General features: G+C 65.5%; 24 protein-coding genes. 11 read left to right on the plus strand and 13 right to left on the minus strand.

Annotation, left to right across the window (positions count from 1 at the left end; translation table 11 throughout):
- Positions 1-208 precede the first annotated feature (208 nt).
- Genes GO592_RS44365 through GO592_RS12555 form a run of 3 tightly spaced genes read right to left on the minus strand, consistent with a single transcriptional unit; the run spans position 209 to position 2,399 of the window.
- Positions 209-475 carry a hypothetical protein gene (locus tag GO592_RS44365; protein ID WP_237720331.1) on the minus strand — a complete coding sequence of 89 codons (267 nt, stop codon included), beginning with the start codon at positions 473-475 and terminating at the stop codon, positions 209-211.
- Positions 472-777, minus strand: coding sequence for a hypothetical protein (locus tag GO592_RS44370; RefSeq protein ID WP_237720330.1), 306 nt, complete (start codon positions 775-777; stop codon positions 472-474). Before GO592_RS44370 ends, GO592_RS44365 begins: the two co-directional genes overlap by 4 nt.
- 17 nt (positions 778-794) lie before the next feature.
- Positions 795-2,399, minus strand: coding sequence for an AMP-binding protein (locus GO592_RS12555; RefSeq protein ID WP_007295647.1), 1,605 nt, complete (start codon positions 2,397-2,399; stop codon positions 795-797).
- Positions 2,400-2,459: 60 nt separating this feature from the next.
- Here GO592_RS12555 and GO592_RS12560 point away from each other — a divergent pair, with 60 nt between their 5' ends.
- The 4 genes from GO592_RS12560 to GO592_RS12575 all read left to right on the plus strand — a co-directional run bounded on the left by GO592_RS12560 (position 2,460) and on the right by GO592_RS12575 (position 5,036).
- Positions 2,460-2,624, plus strand: a complete 165-nt coding sequence (locus GO592_RS12560) for a hypothetical protein (protein WP_155756081.1) — start codon at positions 2,460-2,462, stop codon at positions 2,622-2,624.
- A 520-nt stretch (positions 2,625-3,144) separates the two neighbouring features.
- Positions 3,145-3,720, plus strand: a complete 576-nt coding sequence (locus GO592_RS12565; protein ID WP_007295646.1) for a transglycosylase family protein — start codon at positions 3,145-3,147, stop codon at positions 3,718-3,720.
- 67 nt (positions 3,721-3,787) lie between these two features.
- A complete protein-coding gene (locus GO592_RS12570; RefSeq protein ID WP_007295645.1) occupies positions 3,788-4,075 on the plus strand; it encodes a hypothetical protein in 288 nt (95 codons plus the stop codon).
- Positions 4,076-4,205: 130 nt separating this feature from the next.
- Positions 4,206-5,036, plus strand: a complete 831-nt coding sequence (locus GO592_RS12575) for an HpcH/HpaI aldolase/citrate lyase family protein (RefSeq protein WP_007295644.1) — start codon at positions 4,206-4,208, stop codon at positions 5,034-5,036.
- Here GO592_RS12575 and GO592_RS12580 read toward each other — a convergent pair.
- Positions 5,033-6,442, minus strand: coding sequence for an MFS transporter (locus GO592_RS12580; RefSeq protein WP_007295643.1), 1,410 nt, complete (start codon positions 6,440-6,442; stop codon positions 5,033-5,035). The two genes, GO592_RS12575 and GO592_RS12580, sit on opposite strands and share 4 nt — an antisense overlap.
- 50 nt (positions 6,443-6,492) lie before the next feature.
- Here GO592_RS12580 and soxR point away from each other — a divergent pair, with 50 nt between their 5' ends.
- A complete protein-coding gene (gene soxR / locus GO592_RS12585) occupies positions 6,493-6,933 on the plus strand; it encodes a redox-sensitive transcriptional activator SoxR (protein WP_005565550.1) in 441 nt (146 codons plus the stop codon).
- A 168-nt stretch (positions 6,934-7,101) separates the two neighbouring features.
- Positions 7,102-7,404: a hypothetical protein gene (locus GO592_RS12590; RefSeq protein WP_007295641.1), complete on the plus strand. Its 303-nt coding sequence runs from the start codon at positions 7,102-7,104 to the stop codon at positions 7,402-7,404.
- A gap of 52 nt (positions 7,405-7,456) precedes the next feature.
- On the opposite strand, the gene GO592_RS12595 is transcribed toward GO592_RS12590, so the two are convergent.
- The 7 genes from GO592_RS12595 to GO592_RS12625 form a co-directional block, all read right to left on the minus strand.
- The gene (locus tag GO592_RS12595; RefSeq protein WP_005246414.1) at positions 7,457-7,651 is read right to left on the minus strand and encodes a hypothetical protein; all 195 of its coding nucleotides are present in this window, start codon (positions 7,649-7,651) and stop codon (positions 7,457-7,459) included.
- Positions 7,652-7,719: 68 nt separating this feature from the next.
- Positions 7,720-8,181 (minus strand): RrF2 family transcriptional regulator, encoded by a 462-nt coding sequence (locus tag GO592_RS12600; RefSeq protein WP_039950286.1) that lies wholly within the window; start codon positions 8,179-8,181, stop codon positions 7,720-7,722.
- 59 nt (positions 8,182-8,240) lie between these two features.
- Entirely contained in the window at positions 8,241-8,990 is a 750-nt protein-coding gene (locus GO592_RS12605) for an SDR family oxidoreductase (RefSeq protein WP_007295639.1), read from the minus strand.
- Between the two features lie 147 nt (positions 8,991-9,137).
- A complete protein-coding gene (gene npcC, locus GO592_RS12610) occupies positions 9,138-10,040 on the minus strand; it encodes a hydroxyquinol 1,2-dioxygenase (RefSeq protein ID WP_007295638.1) in 903 nt (300 codons plus the stop codon).
- Positions 10,041-10,135: 95 nt separating this feature from the next.
- The gene (gene npcA / locus GO592_RS12615; protein ID WP_007295637.1) at positions 10,136-11,722 is read right to left on the minus strand and encodes a 4-nitrophenol 4-monooxygenase/4-nitrocatechol 2-monooxygenase oxygenase component; all 1,587 of its coding nucleotides are present in this window, start codon (positions 11,720-11,722) and stop codon (positions 10,136-10,138) included.
- 17 nt (positions 11,723-11,739) lie between these two features.
- A complete protein-coding gene (gene npcB, locus GO592_RS12620) occupies positions 11,740-12,297 on the minus strand; it encodes a 4-nitrophenol 4-monooxygenase/4-nitrocatechol 2-monooxygenaser reductase component (RefSeq protein ID WP_063709723.1) in 558 nt (185 codons plus the stop codon).
- Positions 12,298-12,554: 257 nt separating this feature from the next.
- Positions 12,555-13,490: a LysR family transcriptional regulator gene (locus tag GO592_RS12625; RefSeq protein ID WP_039950300.1), complete on the minus strand. Its 936-nt coding sequence runs from the start codon at positions 13,488-13,490 to the stop codon at positions 12,555-12,557.
- Between the two features lie 251 nt (positions 13,491-13,741).
- On the opposite strand from GO592_RS12625, the gene GO592_RS12630 reads away from it, so the two are divergent.
- Both GO592_RS12630 and GO592_RS12635 read left to right on the plus strand, forming a co-directional pair.
- Complete coding sequence (locus GO592_RS12630) at positions 13,742-14,785, plus strand: maleylacetate reductase (protein ID WP_050998562.1); 1,044 nt, start codon at positions 13,742-13,744, stop codon at positions 14,783-14,785.
- 73 nt (positions 14,786-14,858) lie between these two features.
- The gene (locus GO592_RS12635; protein ID WP_237720329.1) at positions 14,859-15,242 is read left to right on the plus strand and encodes an ester cyclase; all 384 of its coding nucleotides are present in this window, start codon (positions 14,859-14,861) and stop codon (positions 15,240-15,242) included.
- A 15-nt stretch (positions 15,243-15,257) separates the two neighbouring features.
- Here the strand turns inward: GO592_RS12635 and GO592_RS45850 are convergent, their stop codons facing one another.
- Complete coding sequence (locus tag GO592_RS45850) at positions 15,258-15,380, minus strand: hypothetical protein (RefSeq protein WP_007295632.1); 123 nt, start codon at positions 15,378-15,380, stop codon at positions 15,258-15,260.
- Positions 15,381-15,597: 217 nt separating this feature from the next.
- On the opposite strand from GO592_RS45850, the gene GO592_RS12640 reads away from it, so the two are divergent.
- A complete protein-coding gene (locus GO592_RS12640) occupies positions 15,598-15,918 on the plus strand; it encodes a hypothetical protein (protein WP_007295631.1) in 321 nt (106 codons plus the stop codon).
- A gap of 122 nt (positions 15,919-16,040) precedes the next feature.
- Here the strand turns inward: GO592_RS12640 and bla are convergent, their stop codons facing one another.
- Positions 16,041-16,994, minus strand: a complete 954-nt coding sequence (bla, locus tag GO592_RS12645) for a class A beta-lactamase (protein ID WP_007295630.1) — start codon at positions 16,992-16,994, stop codon at positions 16,041-16,043.
- Between the two features lie 147 nt (positions 16,995-17,141).
- Between bla and GO592_RS12650 the strand changes: the two genes are divergently transcribed.
- Positions 17,142-18,035, plus strand: a complete 894-nt coding sequence (locus GO592_RS12650) for a LysR family transcriptional regulator (RefSeq protein ID WP_005260701.1) — start codon at positions 17,142-17,144, stop codon at positions 18,033-18,035.
- Entirely contained in the window at positions 18,032-18,940 is a 909-nt protein-coding gene (locus GO592_RS12655) for a serine hydrolase (protein ID WP_007295629.1), read from the plus strand. The genes GO592_RS12650 and GO592_RS12655 overlap by 4 nt, the downstream gene beginning before the upstream one ends.
- Positions 18,941-18,945: the final 5 nt, after the last annotated feature.

Below are 18,945 nucleotides of genomic sequence, written 5' to 3' on the forward strand. Positions count from 1 at the left end.
TCACAGTGGTCCGGCGCAGCACTTTCGTACGTACCCTTCCGAGTTTTGCACAACGACGCACGGGCCGTCAGGCACGTGCGCGAACCCAACGCGGTGCCCACAAGTCTCCGAGCGGGTCAGCCCCGCCGGCCCGGGGGTCGGATGCATTATTCAGCACGGAGGTGACGTGGCAGCGGAGAAGCATCTTCCAACGTAACGGGCCGGGCTTTCAGAGTTCGGCGGCCGGTGCGCGTTCGTCGGTGCGAACCTTTCGCAGGAGCCGTTTCAGTGTTCGGGAGTCCCTCCACCCGAACGATGTGTGGTCTGTGGCGCGGCGGTGGACCATGTCGAAGATTCGTGCGGGGACGACCACCTGGTGTCTCGCCGCACTTGCCATGACCTCGATGACCGCGCGGTGGGGCCGGTCGTCCTCGAGCGCGAAGCCCGCATCGTGCAGCGCCGCGGGAGGCAGTGCCGGCCGCAATGCCGAGATCACCTCGTAGGCAAAGGCGTTGAAATCTTCCTACCGAAGGCGTTCGTGAGGGTGACCCTGGCCACGGAACCGAGCAGTTCGCTCTCGCGGGCCAACCGGGGGAGTTGCCGTTCCCAGCCGGGCCTGGAGGTGATGCCCGCCCCGGCGATCACGCCGACCGCGCCGAGGGCTCGAACGTGGTCGATCCACCCGTGCGGGGGCACGACGACGCCCTCGAAGAGAACGTCCGTGTCGTCCTCGATCAACAGGGTGCGCCGTCGACCGATCGCAACGACGGGGGTTTTGTTCTCCGATTCCGCGCTCACGCGCTCCTGCGAGACAGTCAATTCGAGTTTCGAAGTTCGAACTTGAGGACCTTCCCGGTCGGGGTGCGGGGGAGTTCGAGGGGAAAGACGATCTCATCGGGCACCTTGAACTTCGCGATACGCCCACGGGTGTGCTCGACGAGTTCCTCAGCCGTGACCGTGGCCCCCTTCCTCACAATGACGAATGCCTTGGGCCGCTCGCCCCACTTGGGATGTGGGACACCGATGACCGCGACGTCGAGTACGGCGGGGTGCGTTATCAATGCCTGCTCCACCTCGATGGTTGAGATGTTCTCGCCGCCGGAGATGATGATGTCCTTCGCGCGGTCCTTGAGCTGGATGTAGCCGTCCGGGTGCATGACGCCGAGATCGCCCGTGTGGAACCAGCCGCCCGCGAAGGCTTCCGCAGTGGCCTCGGGGTTGCGGTAGTAGCCGAGCATGACGTTGTTGCCGCGCAGCACGATCTCGCCCATGGTCTCGCCGTCGGCGGGGACGTCGTTCATCTGCGCGTCGACGACGCGGGCGTTCTCTGCCTGCACCATGCCCACGCCCTGCCGGGACAGCAGGGACGCGCGTTCCTCGGCGGTGCGCTCGCTCCACGACTCCTGGTACTCGCAGATCGTGTACGGCCCGTAGACTTCGGTCAGCCCGTACACATGGACGACGGTGACGCCGATCGCCTCCAACTGGGCGATCACCGTCGGTGACGGCGGCGCCGCGGCGGTGGTGATCCGCAGGGCGTCGACCGGATGTGCCTGGGGCGCTTCGGCAATGGTGGAGCACACGGCGGGAGCGCCGCACAGGTGAGTGACCCCGAGGGTGTCGATGGCGTCCCAGATCGCGTCGGCACGCACCGCGCGCAGGCAGATGTGCGTGCCGGCGGCCTGCGTGACCGCCCACGGGGTGCACCAGCCGTTGCAGTGGAACATCGGCAGCGTCCACAGGTATTTGGTGGACCCGGTGAAGCCGTTGTGGAACGTTTCGCCGAGGGAATTGAGATAGGCGCCGCGGTGCGTATACATCGCGCCCTTCGGTTTCCCGGTGGTTCCGGACGTGTAATTGATCGCGATCACCTGCTGTTCGTCATCGACACCCCAGTGCAACGGGATGTCGTCCACGTCGTCTGCGGCCGCGAGGAAGTCGGCGTACATCCCGGTCGCGATCCCCTCCGGGACCACCGGCCGCGCGATCGTGGAGTCGGGAATCTCGATCACCTCGCGCAGACTCGGGACGGCGTGGCGGGCGGTCGCGACGGATCCCACGAGTTCGGAGTCGACGAACAGCAGGCTCGTCCCGGAGTGCTCGAGGATGTACTCCAGTTCGCGGCCCGCCAGCCGCCAGTTCAGCGCGATGAAGACGCCACCAGCGAGGGGCACCGCGAAGTGGGCGAACAGCATTTCGGGGGTATTCGGGCACAGGAACGCAACGCGGTCGCCGGGCTCGATCCGGCTCCGCAGGACCCGGGCGAGTCTCTCGACCTCGTCGCCGAACTCGCGATAGCTGTAGCGGCGGTCGCCGTGAATGACGGCGACCCGATCCGGGAACACCGTCGCCGAGCGCTCCAGGAAGCGCAGCGGACTGAGCGGTGTGTGGTTCGCGGGCGAGAGGGTCGGTCCGGACACTGGAACCTCCGAGATGTGGTGAAGGTGCTCTGACGGGCGATACACGCCCAAGATGACGTTATGGAACATCACGCCGGCACCGCTACCCTCCGAGGTGGGTACGCCGAATATGAGAGTGCCGGTGAACGACACGTCGAGACCCCGCGAATCGCCGACCGGCTGTCGCTGAGCGTCGAGTCGTACATGCGCAATCTCGTGGGCAAGTGGGAGGTGCGCAGCAGGTAGGAAGCTGTCGTGGACGTCCTGCGTTTGCTTCCCTGATGTGCCGCCGTCTCGGTTGCTGATCCCGAGATTCCTTGCGTGCGAGGGCTGTTCATCTCCTCTGGATGGGCCGTCCGGACAGGGTGCTGCCACGACTACGGGCCGCGGCGGGTGCGCCGCGCGGACGCCGTGTCGAAATCGAGACCCCGCCCCAAAGCGGGAATGGATGAGCCGCTGCGGTATTCACTAGCCCTTCTGACGCGTCACGGAATTGTCACGACATGACGTCGAAACGGTATCGAAACCTCAGAACAGCACAATTTTCACTCGCGTTTCTCAATAGTCGAACATCCGTACCTTGTTCATGCCGTGTGAATTTCGGGAGGAGGCCACGTTCGGGGGCCCGCCGCTGCAGATCTGCCGACGCGGGTTCGTAATCCCGACACCTTCGAGGCGCGGGACGAGGCACCGAAAGGGACGGCCGACAACCGAGACGTCGTCGCCGGCACGCCGCGTCCGCACGCGCGGAGAGGATTGAGCCAGCATGACCACTCGTAACATGGAGAAGCACACCCTCGGCTGGATCGCCCTGATCGGCGCGGCAGTCACCGTTCTGCTCGGGCTGGGCGCCGGAACCGCTGGAGGCGCCCCGCACGACTGGGAGGAAGTCGCCGAGTGCGAAAGCGGCGGTGACTGGACCACCGACACCGGAAACGGGTTCTACGGCGGACTGCAGTTCACACCGGAAACCTGGAAAGCCAACGGTGGAACGGGCATGGCCTCGGAAGCCAGTCAGGCCGAGCAGATCCGCGTCGCCGAGAACGTCCTGAAGACCCAGGGCCCCGGCGCATGGCCCGTGTGCGGACAGTATCTGAAAAAAGGCGGCACAGCGCCCGTCGAGGTACCCCACACCACGCCTGCGCCTGCACCGGCCATCGAAACTCCTGACCCAGTCGAGACGCCGGACGTTGTCGAAGCTCCTGCGACCGTCGACGATTCCGCGGCGGTGAAGGCGGCGGTGAAGGCGGCGGCCCAGGAAGCGCTGAACAGCGCCCGTGAACTTGCCGAGCAGAACGGGTCGGCTCAGGTGTTCGAGGAGCGGGCGTCGGCTCCCCGGTAACGTCCGACGGTTCTTGTGCGAACTAACCACACAGAACGGTCGTGTCGTCGCCTACGAAGGAGATCTCGTGCAGAAGAAGTCCGCTCGGCGTACCGCAGCATTGGTCGGGATACTGTCCGCACCTCTCGTTCTCGGAGCCACCGTGGGTGCCGGAACCGCGAGTGCCGAACCCTGGCACATCGGCCCCGTTTATCGTGCCGAGACGTCCGGTGAAGGTGCGGAATACTTCTGCGGGAAGGCTGCGGCGCTCGAGCAGACGTCGGGAGTCGTGATCGTGCCGTGCACGTTCGATGAACCGACCAATGTCTGGTACCGCGTCGTCTTCAACCCGGCCTCCTGGGGCTTCGACTTCTGAGGTGAACTGCCGGGATCGGAGGCGCACCTGACGAAGCGGTGACCGGGCACCGTCGGCGCACTCCGCTTCGTCGAGTGCGTCGCCTCCCGGTCGCGCGCAGACTCCTCGGTATGGCCGAGGGAAGAGCAGAATGAGTGTCGAGGCAGCCCAGCGCAGCGAGGTCGACGTCGCAATGGCGCGGAGTTGGCTTCTGGTCCCTGCGGTCGGGAGCGAGGTCCTCGCGGCTGCGTCTGGCGCCGACTCGCTGATCATCGACCTCGAGGACGGTTTGCCGTTCGCGGCGAAAGACGAGGGGCGGGCCTGCACCGCTGAGTGGCTCGCCCGAAATGCAGGTTGGGTGCGGATCAACGACGCGACCACCCCGCACTGGCAGCGCGACCTCGACGCGCTCCGCGGCCTGCCCGGCCTGCGCGGGCTGATGCTGTCGAAAACGGAAGCACCCGAACAGGTGCGGGACACCGCTGAAAAGATTTCGGGTGTTCCGGTGGTCGCTCTCGTCGAGTCCGCGGCCGCGATCGTGGCAGTCGACGACATTGCTCGCACCGCTCCCGTCTGTCGACTCGCGTTCGGGATCGGCGACTACTGCCGCGACACGGGTGCCGGGCGAACTCCGATGGCGTTGGCGTACGCCCGATCCCGGCTCGTCAATGCCAGCCGGGCTGCCCGGATCGGAGCCCCGATCGACGGGCCGACGCTGTCTCGCGACGCCGAGGTCGTCCGGGACGACACGCGACTGGCCCGCGAAATGGGGATGACCGGAAAACTGACCCTCGCGTCCGACCAGGTGCCGGTGATCAATACCGCGTTGGCACCCGATGCGGACGACATCTCGTGGGCGGAAACGACGATCGAGCGTCTGGGTGCGGACGGAAGCCGCGTCACTCACGGCGGGCATCTGCCACAGCTCGCCCGCGCCCACGACATTCTCCGTCGCGCAGACCACTTCGCGTCTCGGGCCTAGGACGGTCGGGCGTCCTCGTGCTCGGCCTGCCGGGTCGCGCGGTACGCGGTGAACACGCCGGCTGCCGCGATGACGCCGAGGCCGAGGAAGAGCACTCGTGCCGAGGCGAGGGCCGAGGGCGCACCGAGGTTGACCAGCACCCCGGCGACCGCGGACCCGACGGCCATGGCGATCAATTCGACCGTGTTGAGCCCCGCCGCGGCCTTGGCCCCCTCCTGCTCGTCGTCGGTGCTCCGCATCGCGGCGACCATCAGGTGCGGGAAGGCGAGGCCGATCCCGGCACCGGCGGCGGCCAGGGCGCCCGCCCACAGAATCACCACTCCCAGCCCGGCGTCGTCACGCCAGAGGGCCGCTGTGAGGACCAGGCCGGCGGCGAGAACCAGTGGTCCGGCGATCTTCGCCGCCGTCTGCGCACGCGGGCGGGAGATGTCGGAGCTGAAGATCATGGTCACCGACCATCCCACCGACATCATGGCGCCGAGGAAGCCCGCGGCGAACGGCACCAGTCCGGCGAGCCGTTGACCGAACAGGGGTGTGAAGGCCTCCGACACGGTGCCGGACGCGAGCACCGCGATGGTGAGGTAGATCCACTTCAGCGACGACGCCCGGGTGTACGTCGACCGCGGCAGCACTCGGCGCGGTGATCGCCGCTCCCAGGCCAGGAAGAGAACGATGAACGCGGCCCCGACCGCGATCAGGGCCAGCATGTGGGTCCGGTTGCCGAGGATGCCCGCCACGCTGATCGCGATCGTCGCGAGGGTGAGCAGTACGAGTGACGTGGCAGGCACGGGTTCTCCGCCACGCACACGCTCGGTGCGCGGCAACGCGCGGGGAGCGATCACGGCGATGGCGGCGGCAACCACTGCCAGCGCGACGAACGCGAGACGCCACTGGCCGAGTTGCGCGAACAGTCCTCCGATCGCCGGTCCCGCCAGAGTTCCGACGCCCCACATCGCCGAGACCAGCGCGGTCGCGCGGGCCCACAGATATTCCGGTAGCGCCTCGCGCAGTACCGCGTAACTCAGCCCGGCGAGCAAGCCCCCACCGAGCCCCTGGACCGCTCGTCCGACGAGGAGCACCTCCATTGACGGGCTGACGGCGCAGATCATCGTGCCGACGAAGAACGGAGCCAGAGCGAACAGATATGCACCGAGCGCCCCGCGATGCGCGAGCAGCCGGCTGACGGTCATCGACGAGATCACGGACGCCACCATGAAGACGGTCGCGCTCCACGCGTACAGCGATTCGCGACCGAGTTCGCCGATGGCGGTGGGCAGCAGGCTCGTCGTCAGAAAGATGTTGACGGCGTGCAGTCCCACGCCGCCGGCGAGGACTGCGGACGTGGAGCGGTAGCGGGGTCCGAGCAGTTCGGACCAGCTGGCCGGTGACGGGGCGGTCGTTGTCATGCACTCCACGCTAAAATCTCGAGTGGACTCGAGGTCAAGGGGCTGGTGTGATGTCTTTGGATCCGAAGGATCTGCTGTCGGTGGGGGAGGTGTCCCGTCGGACCGGTGTCGCTGTCTCGGCGCTGCACTACTACGAGCAGCTCGGACTGATCGCGTCGACGCGGACGTCCGGGAATCAACGCCGGTACGAACGGCACATGCTCCGGCGGATCTCGCTGATCGTGGTGGCCAAACGGCTCGGGATCCCACTGGCCGACGTGGGAACGGTGTTCGAGACGCTCCCGGCAGACCGGATGCCGTCGATCCGCGACTGGCAGCGCGTGTCGAAGCTGTGGCGGGTGCAGCTCGAGGATCAGCGCAAGCGAATCGAGCGCCTCGAACACGAGCTCACCGGATGCATCGGGTGTGGTTGCCTGTCGATGAAGGCGTGCTATCTGCTCAATCCCGAAGACCAACTCGCCGTAGAGGGGTCGGGACCGAACCGGCTCTGAACGGATCCCGCCAGTCGGTACGTCGCCATCGATTTCCATCAGGGTGGGGTGATTCCACTCCCAGGGGTGCCGCGAAGCCCCCCGAGGGTTGCTTCAGTTCGGGAGCCGGAGTGGGCAGAGTTGTACCTGTCAACGAAGCACTATCCGACCATCCTCTGGAGAAACTGAATGATCAACGCCCGCCGCACCATTGCCGGCATCGCTTTCGCTGCCCTTCCCGTCTTGAGTGCCTTCGGGGCGGCGTCCGTCGCTCATGCCGAGCCGATCGGCCCGAACGGTCCCACCGGTGGGCAGTGTCCGATCGTGAACACGGACTCGAACGGAAACGAGACAGTGACGTACGGCAAGCCCGGTGACCGCAACGGTGCCCTGGTCTGCGGTGCGGACGGTGAATGGACCGTGGGCAAGGCCGGCGGATTCAAGGGCGGCCCCGGACAGATCCAGACCCAGCCCGGACTCTCACGCGGCTAGGCGGCGTATGAACTCGCTGGGTTGAATCTTCCGGACGGCATTGACGAACGGGTCAGAGGTACTCGTGGCGGTGTCCGCATTCGAGGCCGTCGGGCGCCGATCGTGGGCATCGATTCATGCAGTGGAAGACGCGATACCGCTTGCCCGGGGGGAGCGACGCGAAGCCGGCATGGGCGTCCTTGATTTCGTATCCGATCGGACCGCGGCAGAACGAACAGGTCTTGGTCTCGTCGGTTCCGGTCTCCATCCATCGATCGTAGGGCGGTTCACGGTTGGGAAGTCAGGAATCTCGCGTTCCGTCTGCCGCGGGTGACCTCAGGTCGTGGGCGTCGCCAAGATGTGTTTGAGGCCGGCGAGGTCTATCGTCGCGCCGAGGTCGGCGATCGTCACACCCGATAGTGATGCGCGCCAAGCCTGTTCGGCACCGGCCATGACTTTCGCGATGCCGCACGCAGAGCGGCACTGCTCTGGAGGGGCGGCGAGCACTCCTTGCCGGCGGATCTCGGTGCATCGAAAGGCGGGCTCGGTTCCGTCGACGGCCTGGACGACGTCGAGGACGGTGATGGCCTCGGGTGCGCGGGTCAGGACGTATCCGCCGTCGCGGCCCTCGGTGGGGTGTACGAGGCCGGCACGTGCAAGCGACTGCAGGTGCTTGGCGAGGTATGTCTTCGAGACACCGTGCAGTTCGGCCAGCCGGGCCGTGGGTACCGGGCTTTCGGCCTGGCTGAGAACCACGCAGCAGTGAAGTGCCCACTCCACACCACCGGAAAGCTTCATGGCCACGACTCTATCCATGCCCCTGTGTCAGTGGTGCGGGGTGGTACTGCGTCATCGTTTCAGGCGTGTTCGCGCAACCACTCGTCCAGAGTGGTCGGTGCGATCCAGGCATTGGCGCCGGGTGTCGGGGTGATCGCAGCGTCATCGAGTTTGGCACCGAAATAGCCGGCGTCGGGATCGGTCGTCACGGTCCGCTGGTCGCCGGTCGAGGCGAACAGCCGTCGAACGAGTGCATCGATGCCGAGCGGTTCAGGTCCCGCAATTTCGACTGTGCCGCCCAGCGGGGCACCGACGGCGACCTCTGCTACCCGGGTGACGACGTCTTTCGAAGCAATCGGCTGAAGATGTGCCGGGGTCGCATGCACCGTCTCGCCGACTGTGCCTGCCGCGGCGATGCCGGCGATGAACTCGAAGAACTGCGTCGATCGCACGATCGAGTAGGGGATGGGGCCGGACTTGACCAGATCCTCCTGGGCGACTTTGGCACGCATGTATCCGGAGTCGGGGAGTCGATCGGCGCCGACGATGGACAGGACGACATGATGCCCCACGCCTGCCGCCTCTTCGGCGGCGAGCATGTGCTTCGTCGATTCGCGGAAAAAGGCCAGGACGTCGTCGTCTTCCCACGACGGCGAGTTGGTGAGGTCCACGACGACGTCAGCGCCCTCCACAGCCTCCGCGACTCCCTTGCCGGTGGTGGTGTCGATACCGTCGCCGCGACCGAGGGCCGCGACGTCGTGCCCGGACTTGCTCAGCGTCGATGCGACCTGACTCCCGATGAGTCCGGTTCCGAAAATGACGATCTTCATGCCCGTCTCCTAACTTGGATTTATAGTGTCCTAGTTTACTCGGATTACAGGTGTCCGAGTCAAGGGTTGTGTACGTTCTGTGTGCCGGACGGGCCGGGCCGGCCTCGTCGTCCTTCGGATGTAGGTATGGAGCCAGAGCAGCGTGAATCAAATCTGTTCTGGTGCAAGGACTATGTCAAACTCGCATCGAGCCCAGTTCCGGTCGCCGATGTGGCGCCCATCGGGGGTGGGTGTCCCTGGGGGTTGCTCCACGAAGTCCTTGATCAGCGAGTCCTTCACGCCGAACACGCTGTCCCCGCGTTCGAGTTGCGGATCGCCCGCGACGAAGATGTGCGTGACGAGGGTCCGCAGGCCATCCGCGGTGACCATGAAGTGAAGGTGCGCGACCCTCATCGGTGATCGGTTGGTAGCGGCCAGCATCTTTCCGACCGGACCATCGCTCGGGATGGGGTACGGAACAGGTGTCATCCCCCAGAACCGGTAGCGTCCGTGTGCGTCCGAGAACAGGTGCGCCCTCCCCGAGACCCGACCGTCGGAGTATTGAACGTCGTAGAACCCGTCTTCGTCGTTCTGCCACACCTCGATGCGGGCTTCGGGAACGGGGTTGCCTGCGGTGTCGGTGACTGTTCCTTCGATCCAGCAGGGTTGCCCGGTCGCGCCACCGGCAATGTCGCCGCCAAGGGTAACTTCGGGCGCATCCTCGACGAAGAACGGTCCGAAGACGGTGGACTCGGTGGCATCTTCGTAGGCCGGGTTGCTGACGGCGATGGTCTGCATGGAGACACCGAGGACGTCGGAGAGCAGGATGAACTCCTGGCGCCGGTCATCGGTGATGTTGCCGACGGCGGTGAGGAACGCGATGGCGTTGCTCCACTCGTCCTCGCTGAGGCGCACTTCACGGATAAACGCATGCAGATGCCGGGTCAAAGATTGCATCAACTCCTTCAGCCGCGGGTCGGTCGTGGAGTCGAATGACGCGACAACACTGTCGACGAGCCGCTGCTCGATCGCGAACTGCTCTTCGAACGTTTCGGTATCGGTGGTGTGCATCGGTAGTCCTCTCACAAAACCTGGGCGCATCCGAATGTGCAGGGCCCAGAGCTGGGACTGTCGGGCCGGGAACATGCCCGGCCCGACAGCGCTGATCAGACCTTCTCGGTCTCCTTGTAATAGCCGTCTCGGACATCCTGCTCCCGCGCGTACTCGGGTTGGTACGCAACGGACGCCCAGTTGGAGTTCTTCTCCACCTCGGCCGCGCGCGCGGCGAGCGCCTCGGTGTCGCCGAAGCCGAGAACCTGTCGCGCAAGGTCGGTCAACGGGCCGTCGACCTGGTACTCGGTGCGCTGCATCGTCAGCAACCTCACGAGGTAGAGCGGCGTGCCGTTGAACTTCTCGAACATTTCGTGGCGGGCACCCCACTGGGTGAGATAGCGTTCGCTGATCTGCCGGAAGATGGATACGCGGTCGCGCGCACTGATCGATGTGCCGCGCAACGCCTCTTCCAGCTTGGGGCCGAGGAACGGATGGTCGAAGTCGGCCTTCGTCGGTGACATCACCACGCCGCGACCGCAGAATTCGATCAGCTGGTTGACGGCGTTGTGGATGTTCTCGAGGTAGTGGGCGCGTCCGAGGTCGACGTAGATGTTGTTGGGCTTGAACAACCCGCCCGCTGTCGTGAATCCGGTCTCCTCGGCGGCAATGGCGAATGCCTTGCAGGTTTCGCGAAAACGGACGAGATCGGCAAGCTGCGACTGCACGATCGGGTTGTTGTTCGTCCCGAGCGCGTTGGTCAGCAGGAGGGCGAGACCGACGATCAGTTCGGCGTGGACCGCGTGCCGAATCTGGGTCTCGATGTGGACCCAGTCGAACTGGCGCTGCGGGTACCACTTCGCGTGATCGGGATTGCCGATGTGCTGAACGTTCTCCCACGGGATGAAGACGTCGTCGAAGTACGCCATTCCGTCGAGTTCGTCACCGATGGTCGACAGTGGATGGTCGTAGGGGTCGGCATCCGGGGTGGCGTTCGATTGGCGACACACCAGTGAGAGCCCAGGGGTGTTGACCGGAACAATTGCGTACACGGTCTGATCCGAGGTCTGCCCCGGTCGCCACAGGTTGCCGACGAGCAATTCGTTGACGAAGGGAAGAGATGTTCCCATCGCTTTCCAGCCGCGGACGACGATTCCCTGGTCGTTCTGTTCCACGATGCTGAGCATCGGGGTTTCGACGAGCGCGTCGTCGCGTCCGCGGTCGAACTGCACGTCGACGAACATGGGGGACAGGGCGACGTCGTCGGTGGTCACCCGCTGCCACTGAGACCGGATATTGTCCGCAAAGGAGATAGTGCGTCCGCCGGCGACGACTGCGTTGTCCCCCCACGGCTCCGGATCGTCGATCTGGGCGTACATCACGACATGCATTCCCGCAGGCGGCCGAGTGAAGATACCTCCCTGGAAGTGCCGGAACCAGAATTCGTGGTAGGCGCGGCGGCGCGCGGCATCGGCCTTCGATCGGGGTAGGAACCAGTGCATCGACTTCCGGACACCGTCGTCGTCGACGAAGGTCAGAACATCCTGATGCTCCGGGTCGAGATGCAGATCGTAGTACTCCGCAATCGCTTTCGCGTAACCACTCGTCTTGGGATGGGTGGTGACGTCGTCGATCAGTTCGCCACCGACATATACCTGGCGTCCGTCTCGAAGCGACTCGAGATACTGCTGTCCTGTCCTCATGGAGGAACCTTTCTCTCTCAGTGGGGGGAAACTGCGTTGTCGGCCTGCGTGGTTCGCCACATCGCATTCCTGTAGGGAACGAAGTGGCCGAAGCGGCCTCGGTAGTACGACAGTGGATTGCCGGTCCCCGCCTGGGCCTCCACGACCTCGGCGACGAAAATGCGGTGCGTGCCGCCTTCGAGATCGTCGACGACGCGGCACGTGAGGTATGCCAACGCTTCCGCCAGGCGGGGACCGTGCTGGCGGTGGTGCACGGCTACATCGGCGAACTTGTCCGCCCCAGGCGTTGCAAACGTGTGAGCCAGGGACGCTTGATCCTCACCGAGGATGTTGATCGTGAAATGGCGGGCCTTGCGGATTGCAGCGTGCGTCCCCAGTTTCTGATTCAGGCAGACCAGGACCATGGGGGGTGTGTCGCACAGCGATGTCACCGCGCTGATCGTTGCGCCGTAGGGGACGCCGTCGTGCGCAGCCGTCACGATCGTGACACCACTTGCGAAGTGTCCGACAACGTTGCGGAATTCGGCTTTGTCCAAGGGCTGCAGGACATTCTGTTTCATCGGATCCTCCAACATTCGGCCTCGGGTCGGCTTGTCCGGATTTAGTGTTGTCTGGTTAGATCCGGCCGTTCAAGCGCCCGGCCACGGTCGGCGGAGTGGAGCGGCCTGCGCCGTGTGAGCGGAAGGCTGTGATCTACCTGACACGAAGAACGCTAGAACCCCATCCGGATTCAGTCCAACAGATGTGGCAGATGGGTAATATCGGCCGCGCCGATATGTCGGGGTGCAGGACCGTGCCGCAATTGTCGAGACGGGCTCAACGCTCGCGCCCGTTACGACACGTCTCCGGTCGGGGTGAGGCGGGCTGCGGTGTCGGCGAGGCGCTGTCGAAGCCACCGATGACCCGGATCTTCGCTGTGGCGCGGATTCCAGTACATCGCGTCGGTAATGCCCGGCACCGGAATTGGCGGATCGACGAGGCGTAGGCCGTCGAGCGGCAGCATGGAAGCGGCCCGTTCGAGGACCAAGCTGACGAGTGATGTGCCGCGGATGAGGAGGGGCGCCATGAGAAAGCTTTCGACCGTGAGCTCTATTCGCCTTCGCACCCCGAGTGAGGCCAGATGGCGATCGGCGTAGTTCAACTGCCTGTCCTGGCCGATGGAATACACGAGATGGGGCAGCTGTAGATAATGGTCGCGCTCGAGTCGAGCCAACACTGCCGGTTCGTGCATGCTGCCGTCGAGCATGCATACCCAGCGGTCGGAAAACAGTGAGACGCCGGGCAGTGGCGAGTCGCCCATCATCTCTCGGGGTTCGATGACAAGGTCGGCGGAATCGAGGCGAAGAACAGCAGGAACGTCGGGGGAGCGGGGCAGTACGTTCACCGTGACATTCGGGGCGTCGTCGGCGAGTCCGCGGAGCAGGGGCGCCAGAACGACCGCCGTCGCATAGTCCGATGCGCTGATCGAGAATGATCTGGTCGTTGTGCGTGGATCGAAGTCGTCGCTCTGTGCGAAGACGCCGTCGATCTGGTGCAGGATCTCCTTCACCGGCGGGATCAGGGCCTCCGCGCGGGGGGTGAGGACGAGGACTCGGCCGTTGCGGACCATGAGCGGATCGTCGAACAATCGTCGCAGCCGCGACAACGAGCCACTCATCGCAGATTGGCTCAAATTCAACCGTCGTGCAGCCTCGGTGACACTTCGCATGCTCAGCAGGGCATCGAGATCAACGAGCAGGTTGAGGTCGACACTACGGAGATCCTTCATCTGGTCCACACTATCGGCACCAGCGATGTATTGCATCTGTGACATCCGTTGGACCGGACGACCTGGAATGAGTGAATATTCTCGAACCCGCAACGGGCGGGCGTCGGCGTCAGTTCACGACGCCGACCGGACGGCAGTGGTGGGTGCCACGCTACGAGTGGAGTTCATCGATGAATAGGGCGGAACCTTCAGTGTCCTGGGATATTTCGGAGAGCGACATGCCGAGCCCCATAGCTTTCACTCGAACAACATTGCCCGGTCGAATAGTCTTCGGCGACGGGGCACTGGCCCAGCTGGCACCGGAACTGGACGGCGGAAGCCTGCGCAGAGCGATGCTCATCGTCTCGGCCCGCCAGCCGAAACTTGCGGTCCCCGGACGGTCCGCGTTAGGCCATCGAATGGCACTGGAGTGGAACGAAGTTCGACAGCATGTACCCCGCGATCTGGCCGAACGCGCCACAGTCGCCGCCAGCACCGCCGACACAGACGTGATCATCGCCATCGGCGGCGGCAGCACCGTCGGACTCGGCAAAGCGGTCGCAGTGAGTACCGGCCTCCCCCTGGTCGCGGTCCCCACCACGTACGCCGGCAGCGAGATGACGCCCATCTACGGGCTCACCAGCGGAACGGTCAAGAAGACCGCCCGCGATCCTGCGGCCCTGCCGAAGATCGTCGTCTACGACCCGCGGCTCTTGACCGCGCTGCCCGCCTCGATCGTCGGCCCCAGCGGGATGAACGCCTTGGCCCACTGCGCCGAAGCCCTTTGGGCGACGAACCATGACCCGATCACTGACGCACTGGCTCTCGATGGTGCCGGCCGACTCCAGAGCTTCCTGCGCCGGGCGTACACCACAACCGACCTTGCAGCCCGTGGAGAGGTTCTCCTCGCCGCCTGCCTGGCCGGCATCGCGCTGGGCACGGTAGGTACCAGTGTGCATCACGCGCTGTGTCATCTCTTCGGAGGAATGTGCGACGCCCCCCACGCCGAAACCCACGCGATCGTCCTGCCCTACGTCATCCGGTACCTGGAACCTGCGATCCCCGACACCATCGCCCGTGTGGCCGAGGTGATGAAATGTGACCCGACGACACTCGCCGACAACGTCTGGTCGCTGGCCCGGTCGGTCGGCACACCGACAGGGCTCCGAGCCATCGGCATCACGCGGGACCAGATCGATGCAGTCGCGGAAGCGGCCGTGGCCGAGAATCTTGTCAGTCCTCGGCCGCTGGATCTGCGACCGATTCGCTCTCTCCTCCGCGATGCGTGGAACGGAGAGCTTCCCCAATCACTGTGACGGCAAAGTCTTCCCCCACGTCGAAGGCTGCCAAGTAAGGGAGACACTGATCATGAACTCACTCACCCAGATCGTGACCGATCTGTACACGGCATACAACAACCACCGCCCCGCGGACGTCGCGAAGCTCTACGCTCCGCTATGTCGGCACCGCGATATCGCAGCCGGCGCGGACCATCGCACACCGGAGAAGATCGCCGCCGGCCTCGCCGGGCTCTTCGCAGCATTTCCCGACGCGCAATGGAGCCTCGATGACACGCTCATCGGTGGCAACCGTGCGGTGGTGACCTACGCACTGTCCGGTCACTTGAATGGCCGCCTGGGCCCGTACGAGCCGAAAGGGCAGAGTGTGCACCTGGCCGGAGTGCAGATGCTGGAAGTGAAAGGCAACCGCATCATTACCAGCACCGACTATTGGGACGGTGGTGCTCTTCATCGCCAGCTGAGCACGTCGTGAATATTCAATGCTGCTTCAGCCCTTCCTCTTTCGGATGATCTTCGTCGACTCCTGGGACTTCGCCCGCTTCTCCGCCCGGCGCTCCCTGAGTGCGCGTGCGGACTGTTTCGAGCTCTTGACGGCGGATTTGTCAGCCATTGTCGCTCCATCTTCGAGTGGCCACCACGAACTGATCCTGACCATACCCAGGAAAGTGGATAAGTCCACTTCGGCATCCGGCTCGAACGGGGTGCCGTGTCGGAAGCGATCATCCGTGAGATCCCAAGAACCGCAGTAACGCTCACGAACTTGCTTATTTCTGTGCGGTGGCTATGGTGCATGCAAGCATCAACGGCATCTACCGGAGGACTGAAATGTGAATGCAGCTACCGATCGTCAATGGGCGGTTCGTGACGCTGTTCTGCGTTGGCTTCTCGCGAAGGCGACGGAAGGGTACCGAAGTCCGATTCTGGACGCGGATGCCATCGGTGAGACGGTCGGCTGGGCGCCCTCGCCCCTGACTCGGGACGAGGTGGCCGATGCGTCGAATTATCTTTACCGGGAAGGGTATGTGACGGGCGTGCCGGTGATGGGCATCGGAATTCCGCGCCCGATGTTGACGGTGGCCGGGCGGCGCGTCGCCACGACGGGAAGGCCTCTGCGCCGCGCGATGCGCGGTCACGACGTCGTGAGCTAGCGACAGCTGGCTCCGTCCGTCGACGCACCAGCTAGTGCGTCACCTGCACAGTCGAGAGCAAGATGCGGTGCGGGTACGCGAGACTGCCGTCGCCCGTTCGTTCCTGCCCTTGCTCAGATGGCTCAAGGTGCAGTCAAGCCCTTGATGACGGCCGCGGTGGTGTCGGCGATCGCCTGGTTGTTTCCCTGCGCGTCTTCCTGATTCGTGAGGCTGTCGGTGAGGATGGCGAGGACGATGGGGGCGCCGTCCGGACTCCACGCGACACCGGCATCGTTGGCGGTGCCGAAGCCGCCGCCACCGGTCTTGTCGGTGGCAGTCCATCCGGTCGGCAGCCCGGCGCGCATTCTCTTGTCCGACGTCTTGCTCGCCCGCATCCACTCGAGGAGCTGGTCACGGCTGGCCGTGTCGAGGGCGTCTCCCAGGAGCAGCGCACGGAAACCCTGCGCGAGGCCGTTCGGTGTCGTCGTGTCCCGGGGGTCGTCGCGGAATGCGGTGTTGAGTTCGGTCTCCCACCGGTCCAGCCGTGTGCTCCCGTCTCCGACGTCTCGGGCGAGGTCGGTGACCGCCTGCGGACCGCCGATCTCCCGGAGCAGGTAGTTCCCGGCAGTGTTGTCGCTCTGCGTCAGCGCTGCTTCGGCGATCTGCGCCAAGGTCATCGGGGTGCCGGCCGCAGCGGCGGTGACCGGCGAGTTCTCGACGAGGTCGCCGGGTTCGATCACGACGGTCTTGTCGAGTGACGTGGACCCGTCCTCGGTCTTTCGCAGGACCGCGGCGGACGCGTAGGCCTTGAACGTCGAGCACATCGCGAACCGTTCGTCGCCCCGGTGGCTGTAGACCTCGCCGGTCGCGGGATTGACTGCCGTCACTCCGATCCGCGTGGAGTGCTGCGCCTCCAGGGCGTCGATCGTCGCGTCGAGGGGCCGCCGATCCGGTGCCGCAACCACCGACGTGGTGGGCTGGGCTTGTTCCGCGGTGGCCGTGCACGCCCCGAGCAGCAGGGGCAGCGCCAGCGCGAGAGTGATGGCACCGCGACGACCGGTGCGCCGGGGCTTCGGATGATTTCGGTATGTGGGCATGGATTCAATGTCGGATGCGGACACTCATAGCGCAAAGACGACAGCGGCGTGGTCGCGAGTCGGGTGCGCTATCGCCGCAGTTCAGGGCAATGTTTTGTGCCCGGGAATCGGTGGGGTCGCCCGACTGGGGCGGTCGGAACTGGTTCAATGGTCGCCATGGATCTGCTCCGCCACCTGAGTTTCTTTGTCGCCGTTGCGGAAGAGGGACATTTCGGCAACGCCGCATCCCGGCTCGGTATGACGCAACCGCCGCTGTCACAGGGAGTGCGGCGGCTCGAACAGCGACTCGGTGCGGAGCTGGTCCAGCGCAGTGCCCGAGGAGTCGGGCTCACCGATGCCGGACGCCAATTGCTCCCGCGTGCGCGGCTTCTCGTTGCCGACGCGGCCCGATTCGAGGACGAGGCGCACCGCATCGCCGGCGGTCGCGATGCGGTGGTGCGGTGGGGTGTCCCGCACTCGGTGGCCGACGGTGTGGTGGTGCGGTGTGTCCGTGCTCTTCGCGACGCGGACGAGGCCCGGCCCACCCGGGTGGTGACGACCACGGCGTCCACCACCGAACTGGTGGACGCCGTCCGCACGGGCAGTCTCGACGTCGCCGTGGTCGAACATCCCGCTCTGCTCACCGGCGTCGACAGCGGGCCGGTGCTGAAGCTTCGACGGTGGGTCGTGGTGCCGGACGACCACCCGGCGGCGGTCGCGAGGAAGGCGCAGGTCCGGATGCTGCGCGGACTGGCCCTCGCCACCGGTCCACGGTCGGACAATCCGCCTGCCCATGACCTGTTCGTCGACCTGTGGCGGGCCCGGGGTGCGGACCCGGACATCGTGGTCGCACCGGGTCCGCGAGAGATTCTCACGCACGTGGCCGCAGGCGGTCATTTCGGGGTGACGGCGACGGCACCGACGGTCATGCCGGGTGTGGCCTGGGTCGATCTGCTGCGTGAAGATCTCGCGCTGCGCCTGCGCATCGTCTGGCGCTCCGGGGCCGACGTCGCACCGTCCGCTGCCGCCCTCGACCGGGTGCTGCTGAGGGCCGATCGATGACCGCGTCGGCGGAGAAGCGGATCCGTGACGTCTTCGCCGACGCCGGGTGCACTGGATGGCTGCACGCCCGCCGCGTCGGGACCCCGATCGACGACGGGGGTGACATCGCGGTCGGCGCGGACGACCTCGTGGTTCTGGCGTCGGTCTACAAACTTCCGCTACTCGTAGCCCTGTGCCGTGCTTTCGAATCCGGGGAGTTGTCGCCGACCGCGACCGTCCGGATCAATCCGGCCGACTGCACGCCGGGGCCGACGGGGGTGTCGACGTTCCGGGATCCCGTGGTGCTGAGCTGGCGGGATCTGGCGCTGTCGATGATGACCGTGTCCGACAACGCCGCCGCCGACCTCGTTCTCGGGCAGGTGGGACTGGAGAGCGTCGAGCGGGCGCTGTCCGAGTTGGGCATGACGAGCACGCGCATCATCGGCGGCACAGCGGATGCGCACCGCAGCCTGGTGATCGACGCCCACGCGCACACCACCGCCGAAGCATTCGCGGCACTGGCCGACAACGACGAGGCGTGGACCGTGTCCGCCTACGACCCGTCGTATGCGAGCGCGACGACTCCGCGGGAGATGACCTCGCTTCTCGACGCGATCTGGACCGGTAGGGCGGTGCCCGGGCCGCAGGGCGAGTTTGTCCGGCACGTGATGTCCGCGCAGATCTGGCAGCACCGCATCCGGTCCGGGTTCCCGTATTCCGAGGTGGACGTCGCCGGGAAGACCGGGACAATCGGCGCCATCCGCAACGAGGTGGCCGTCGTGACGTTTCCCGGCGAGACTCCCGTCGCGGTCGCCGTCTTCACCCGCGCCGCCCGAACCGATCCCGTGCTTCCTGTGGTCGATGCCGCGATCGGGCACGCCGCCCGGATCGCGGTGACCGAACTCCGCTCCGGCCGTGTCGACTGAGGTAC

Source organism: Rhodococcus sp. 21391, assembly GCF_016772255.1.
Classification (GTDB): domain Bacteria; phylum Actinomycetota; class Actinomycetes; order Mycobacteriales; family Mycobacteriaceae; genus Rhodococcus_F; species Rhodococcus_F opacus.

What these genes read in the sequence shown, in the direction of transcription:
- GO592_RS12595 (WP_005246414.1), bottom strand. Translation starts at nt 7,651, where the DNA reads ATGGAGACCGGAACCGACGAGACCAAGACCTGTTCGTTCTGCCGCGGT.
- GO592_RS12580 (WP_007295643.1), bottom strand. Translation starts at nt 6,442, where the DNA reads ATGACAACGACCGCCCCGTCACCGGCCAGCTGGTCCGAACTGCTCGGA.
- GO592_RS12565 (WP_007295646.1), top strand. Translation starts at nt 3,145, where the DNA reads ATGACCACTCGTAACATGGAGAAGCACACCCTCGGCTGGATCGCCCTG.
- bla (WP_007295630.1), bottom strand. Translation starts at nt 16,994, where the DNA reads ATGCCCACATACCGAAATCATCCGAAGCCCCGGCGCACCGGTCGTCGC.
- GO592_RS12575 (WP_007295644.1), top strand. Translation starts at nt 4,206, where the DNA reads ATGAGTGTCGAGGCAGCCCAGCGCAGCGAGGTCGACGTCGCAATGGCG.
- soxR (WP_005565550.1), top strand. Translation starts at nt 6,493, where the DNA reads ATGTCTTTGGATCCGAAGGATCTGCTGTCGGTGGGGGAGGTGTCCCGT.
- GO592_RS12590 (WP_007295641.1), top strand. Translation starts at nt 7,102, where the DNA reads ATGATCAACGCCCGCCGCACCATTGCCGGCATCGCTTTCGCTGCCCTT.
- GO592_RS12560 (WP_155756081.1), top strand. Translation starts at nt 2,460, where the DNA reads ATGGAACATCACGCCGGCACCGCTACCCTCCGAGGTGGGTACGCCGAA.
- GO592_RS12600 (WP_039950286.1), bottom strand. Translation starts at nt 8,181, where the DNA reads ATGAAGCTTTCCGGTGGTGTGGAGTGGGCACTTCACTGCTGCGTGGTT.
- npcC (WP_007295638.1), bottom strand. Translation starts at nt 10,040, where the DNA reads ATGCACACCACCGATACCGAAACGTTCGAAGAGCAGTTCGCGATCGAG.
- GO592_RS45850 (WP_007295632.1), bottom strand. Translation starts at nt 15,380, where the DNA reads ATGGCTGACAAATCCGCCGTCAAGAGCTCGAAACAGTCCGCACGCGCA.
- npcB (WP_063709723.1), bottom strand. Translation starts at nt 12,297, where the DNA reads ATGTTGGAGGATCCGATGAAACAGAATGTCCTGCAGCCCTTGGACAAA.
- GO592_RS12605 (WP_007295639.1), bottom strand. Translation starts at nt 8,990, where the DNA reads ATGAAGATCGTCATTTTCGGAACCGGACTCATCGGGAGTCAGGTCGCA.
- npcA (WP_007295637.1), bottom strand. Translation starts at nt 11,722, where the DNA reads ATGAGGACAGGACAGCAGTATCTCGAGTCGCTTCGAGACGGACGCCAG.
- GO592_RS12655 (WP_007295629.1), top strand. Translation starts at nt 18,032, where the DNA reads ATGACCGCGTCGGCGGAGAAGCGGATCCGTGACGTCTTCGCCGACGCC.
- GO592_RS12625 (WP_039950300.1), bottom strand. Translation starts at nt 13,490, where the DNA reads ATGAAGGATCTCCGTAGTGTCGACCTCAACCTGCTCGTTGATCTCGAT.
- GO592_RS12650 (WP_005260701.1), top strand. Translation starts at nt 17,142, where the DNA reads ATGGTCGCCATGGATCTGCTCCGCCACCTGAGTTTCTTTGTCGCCGTT.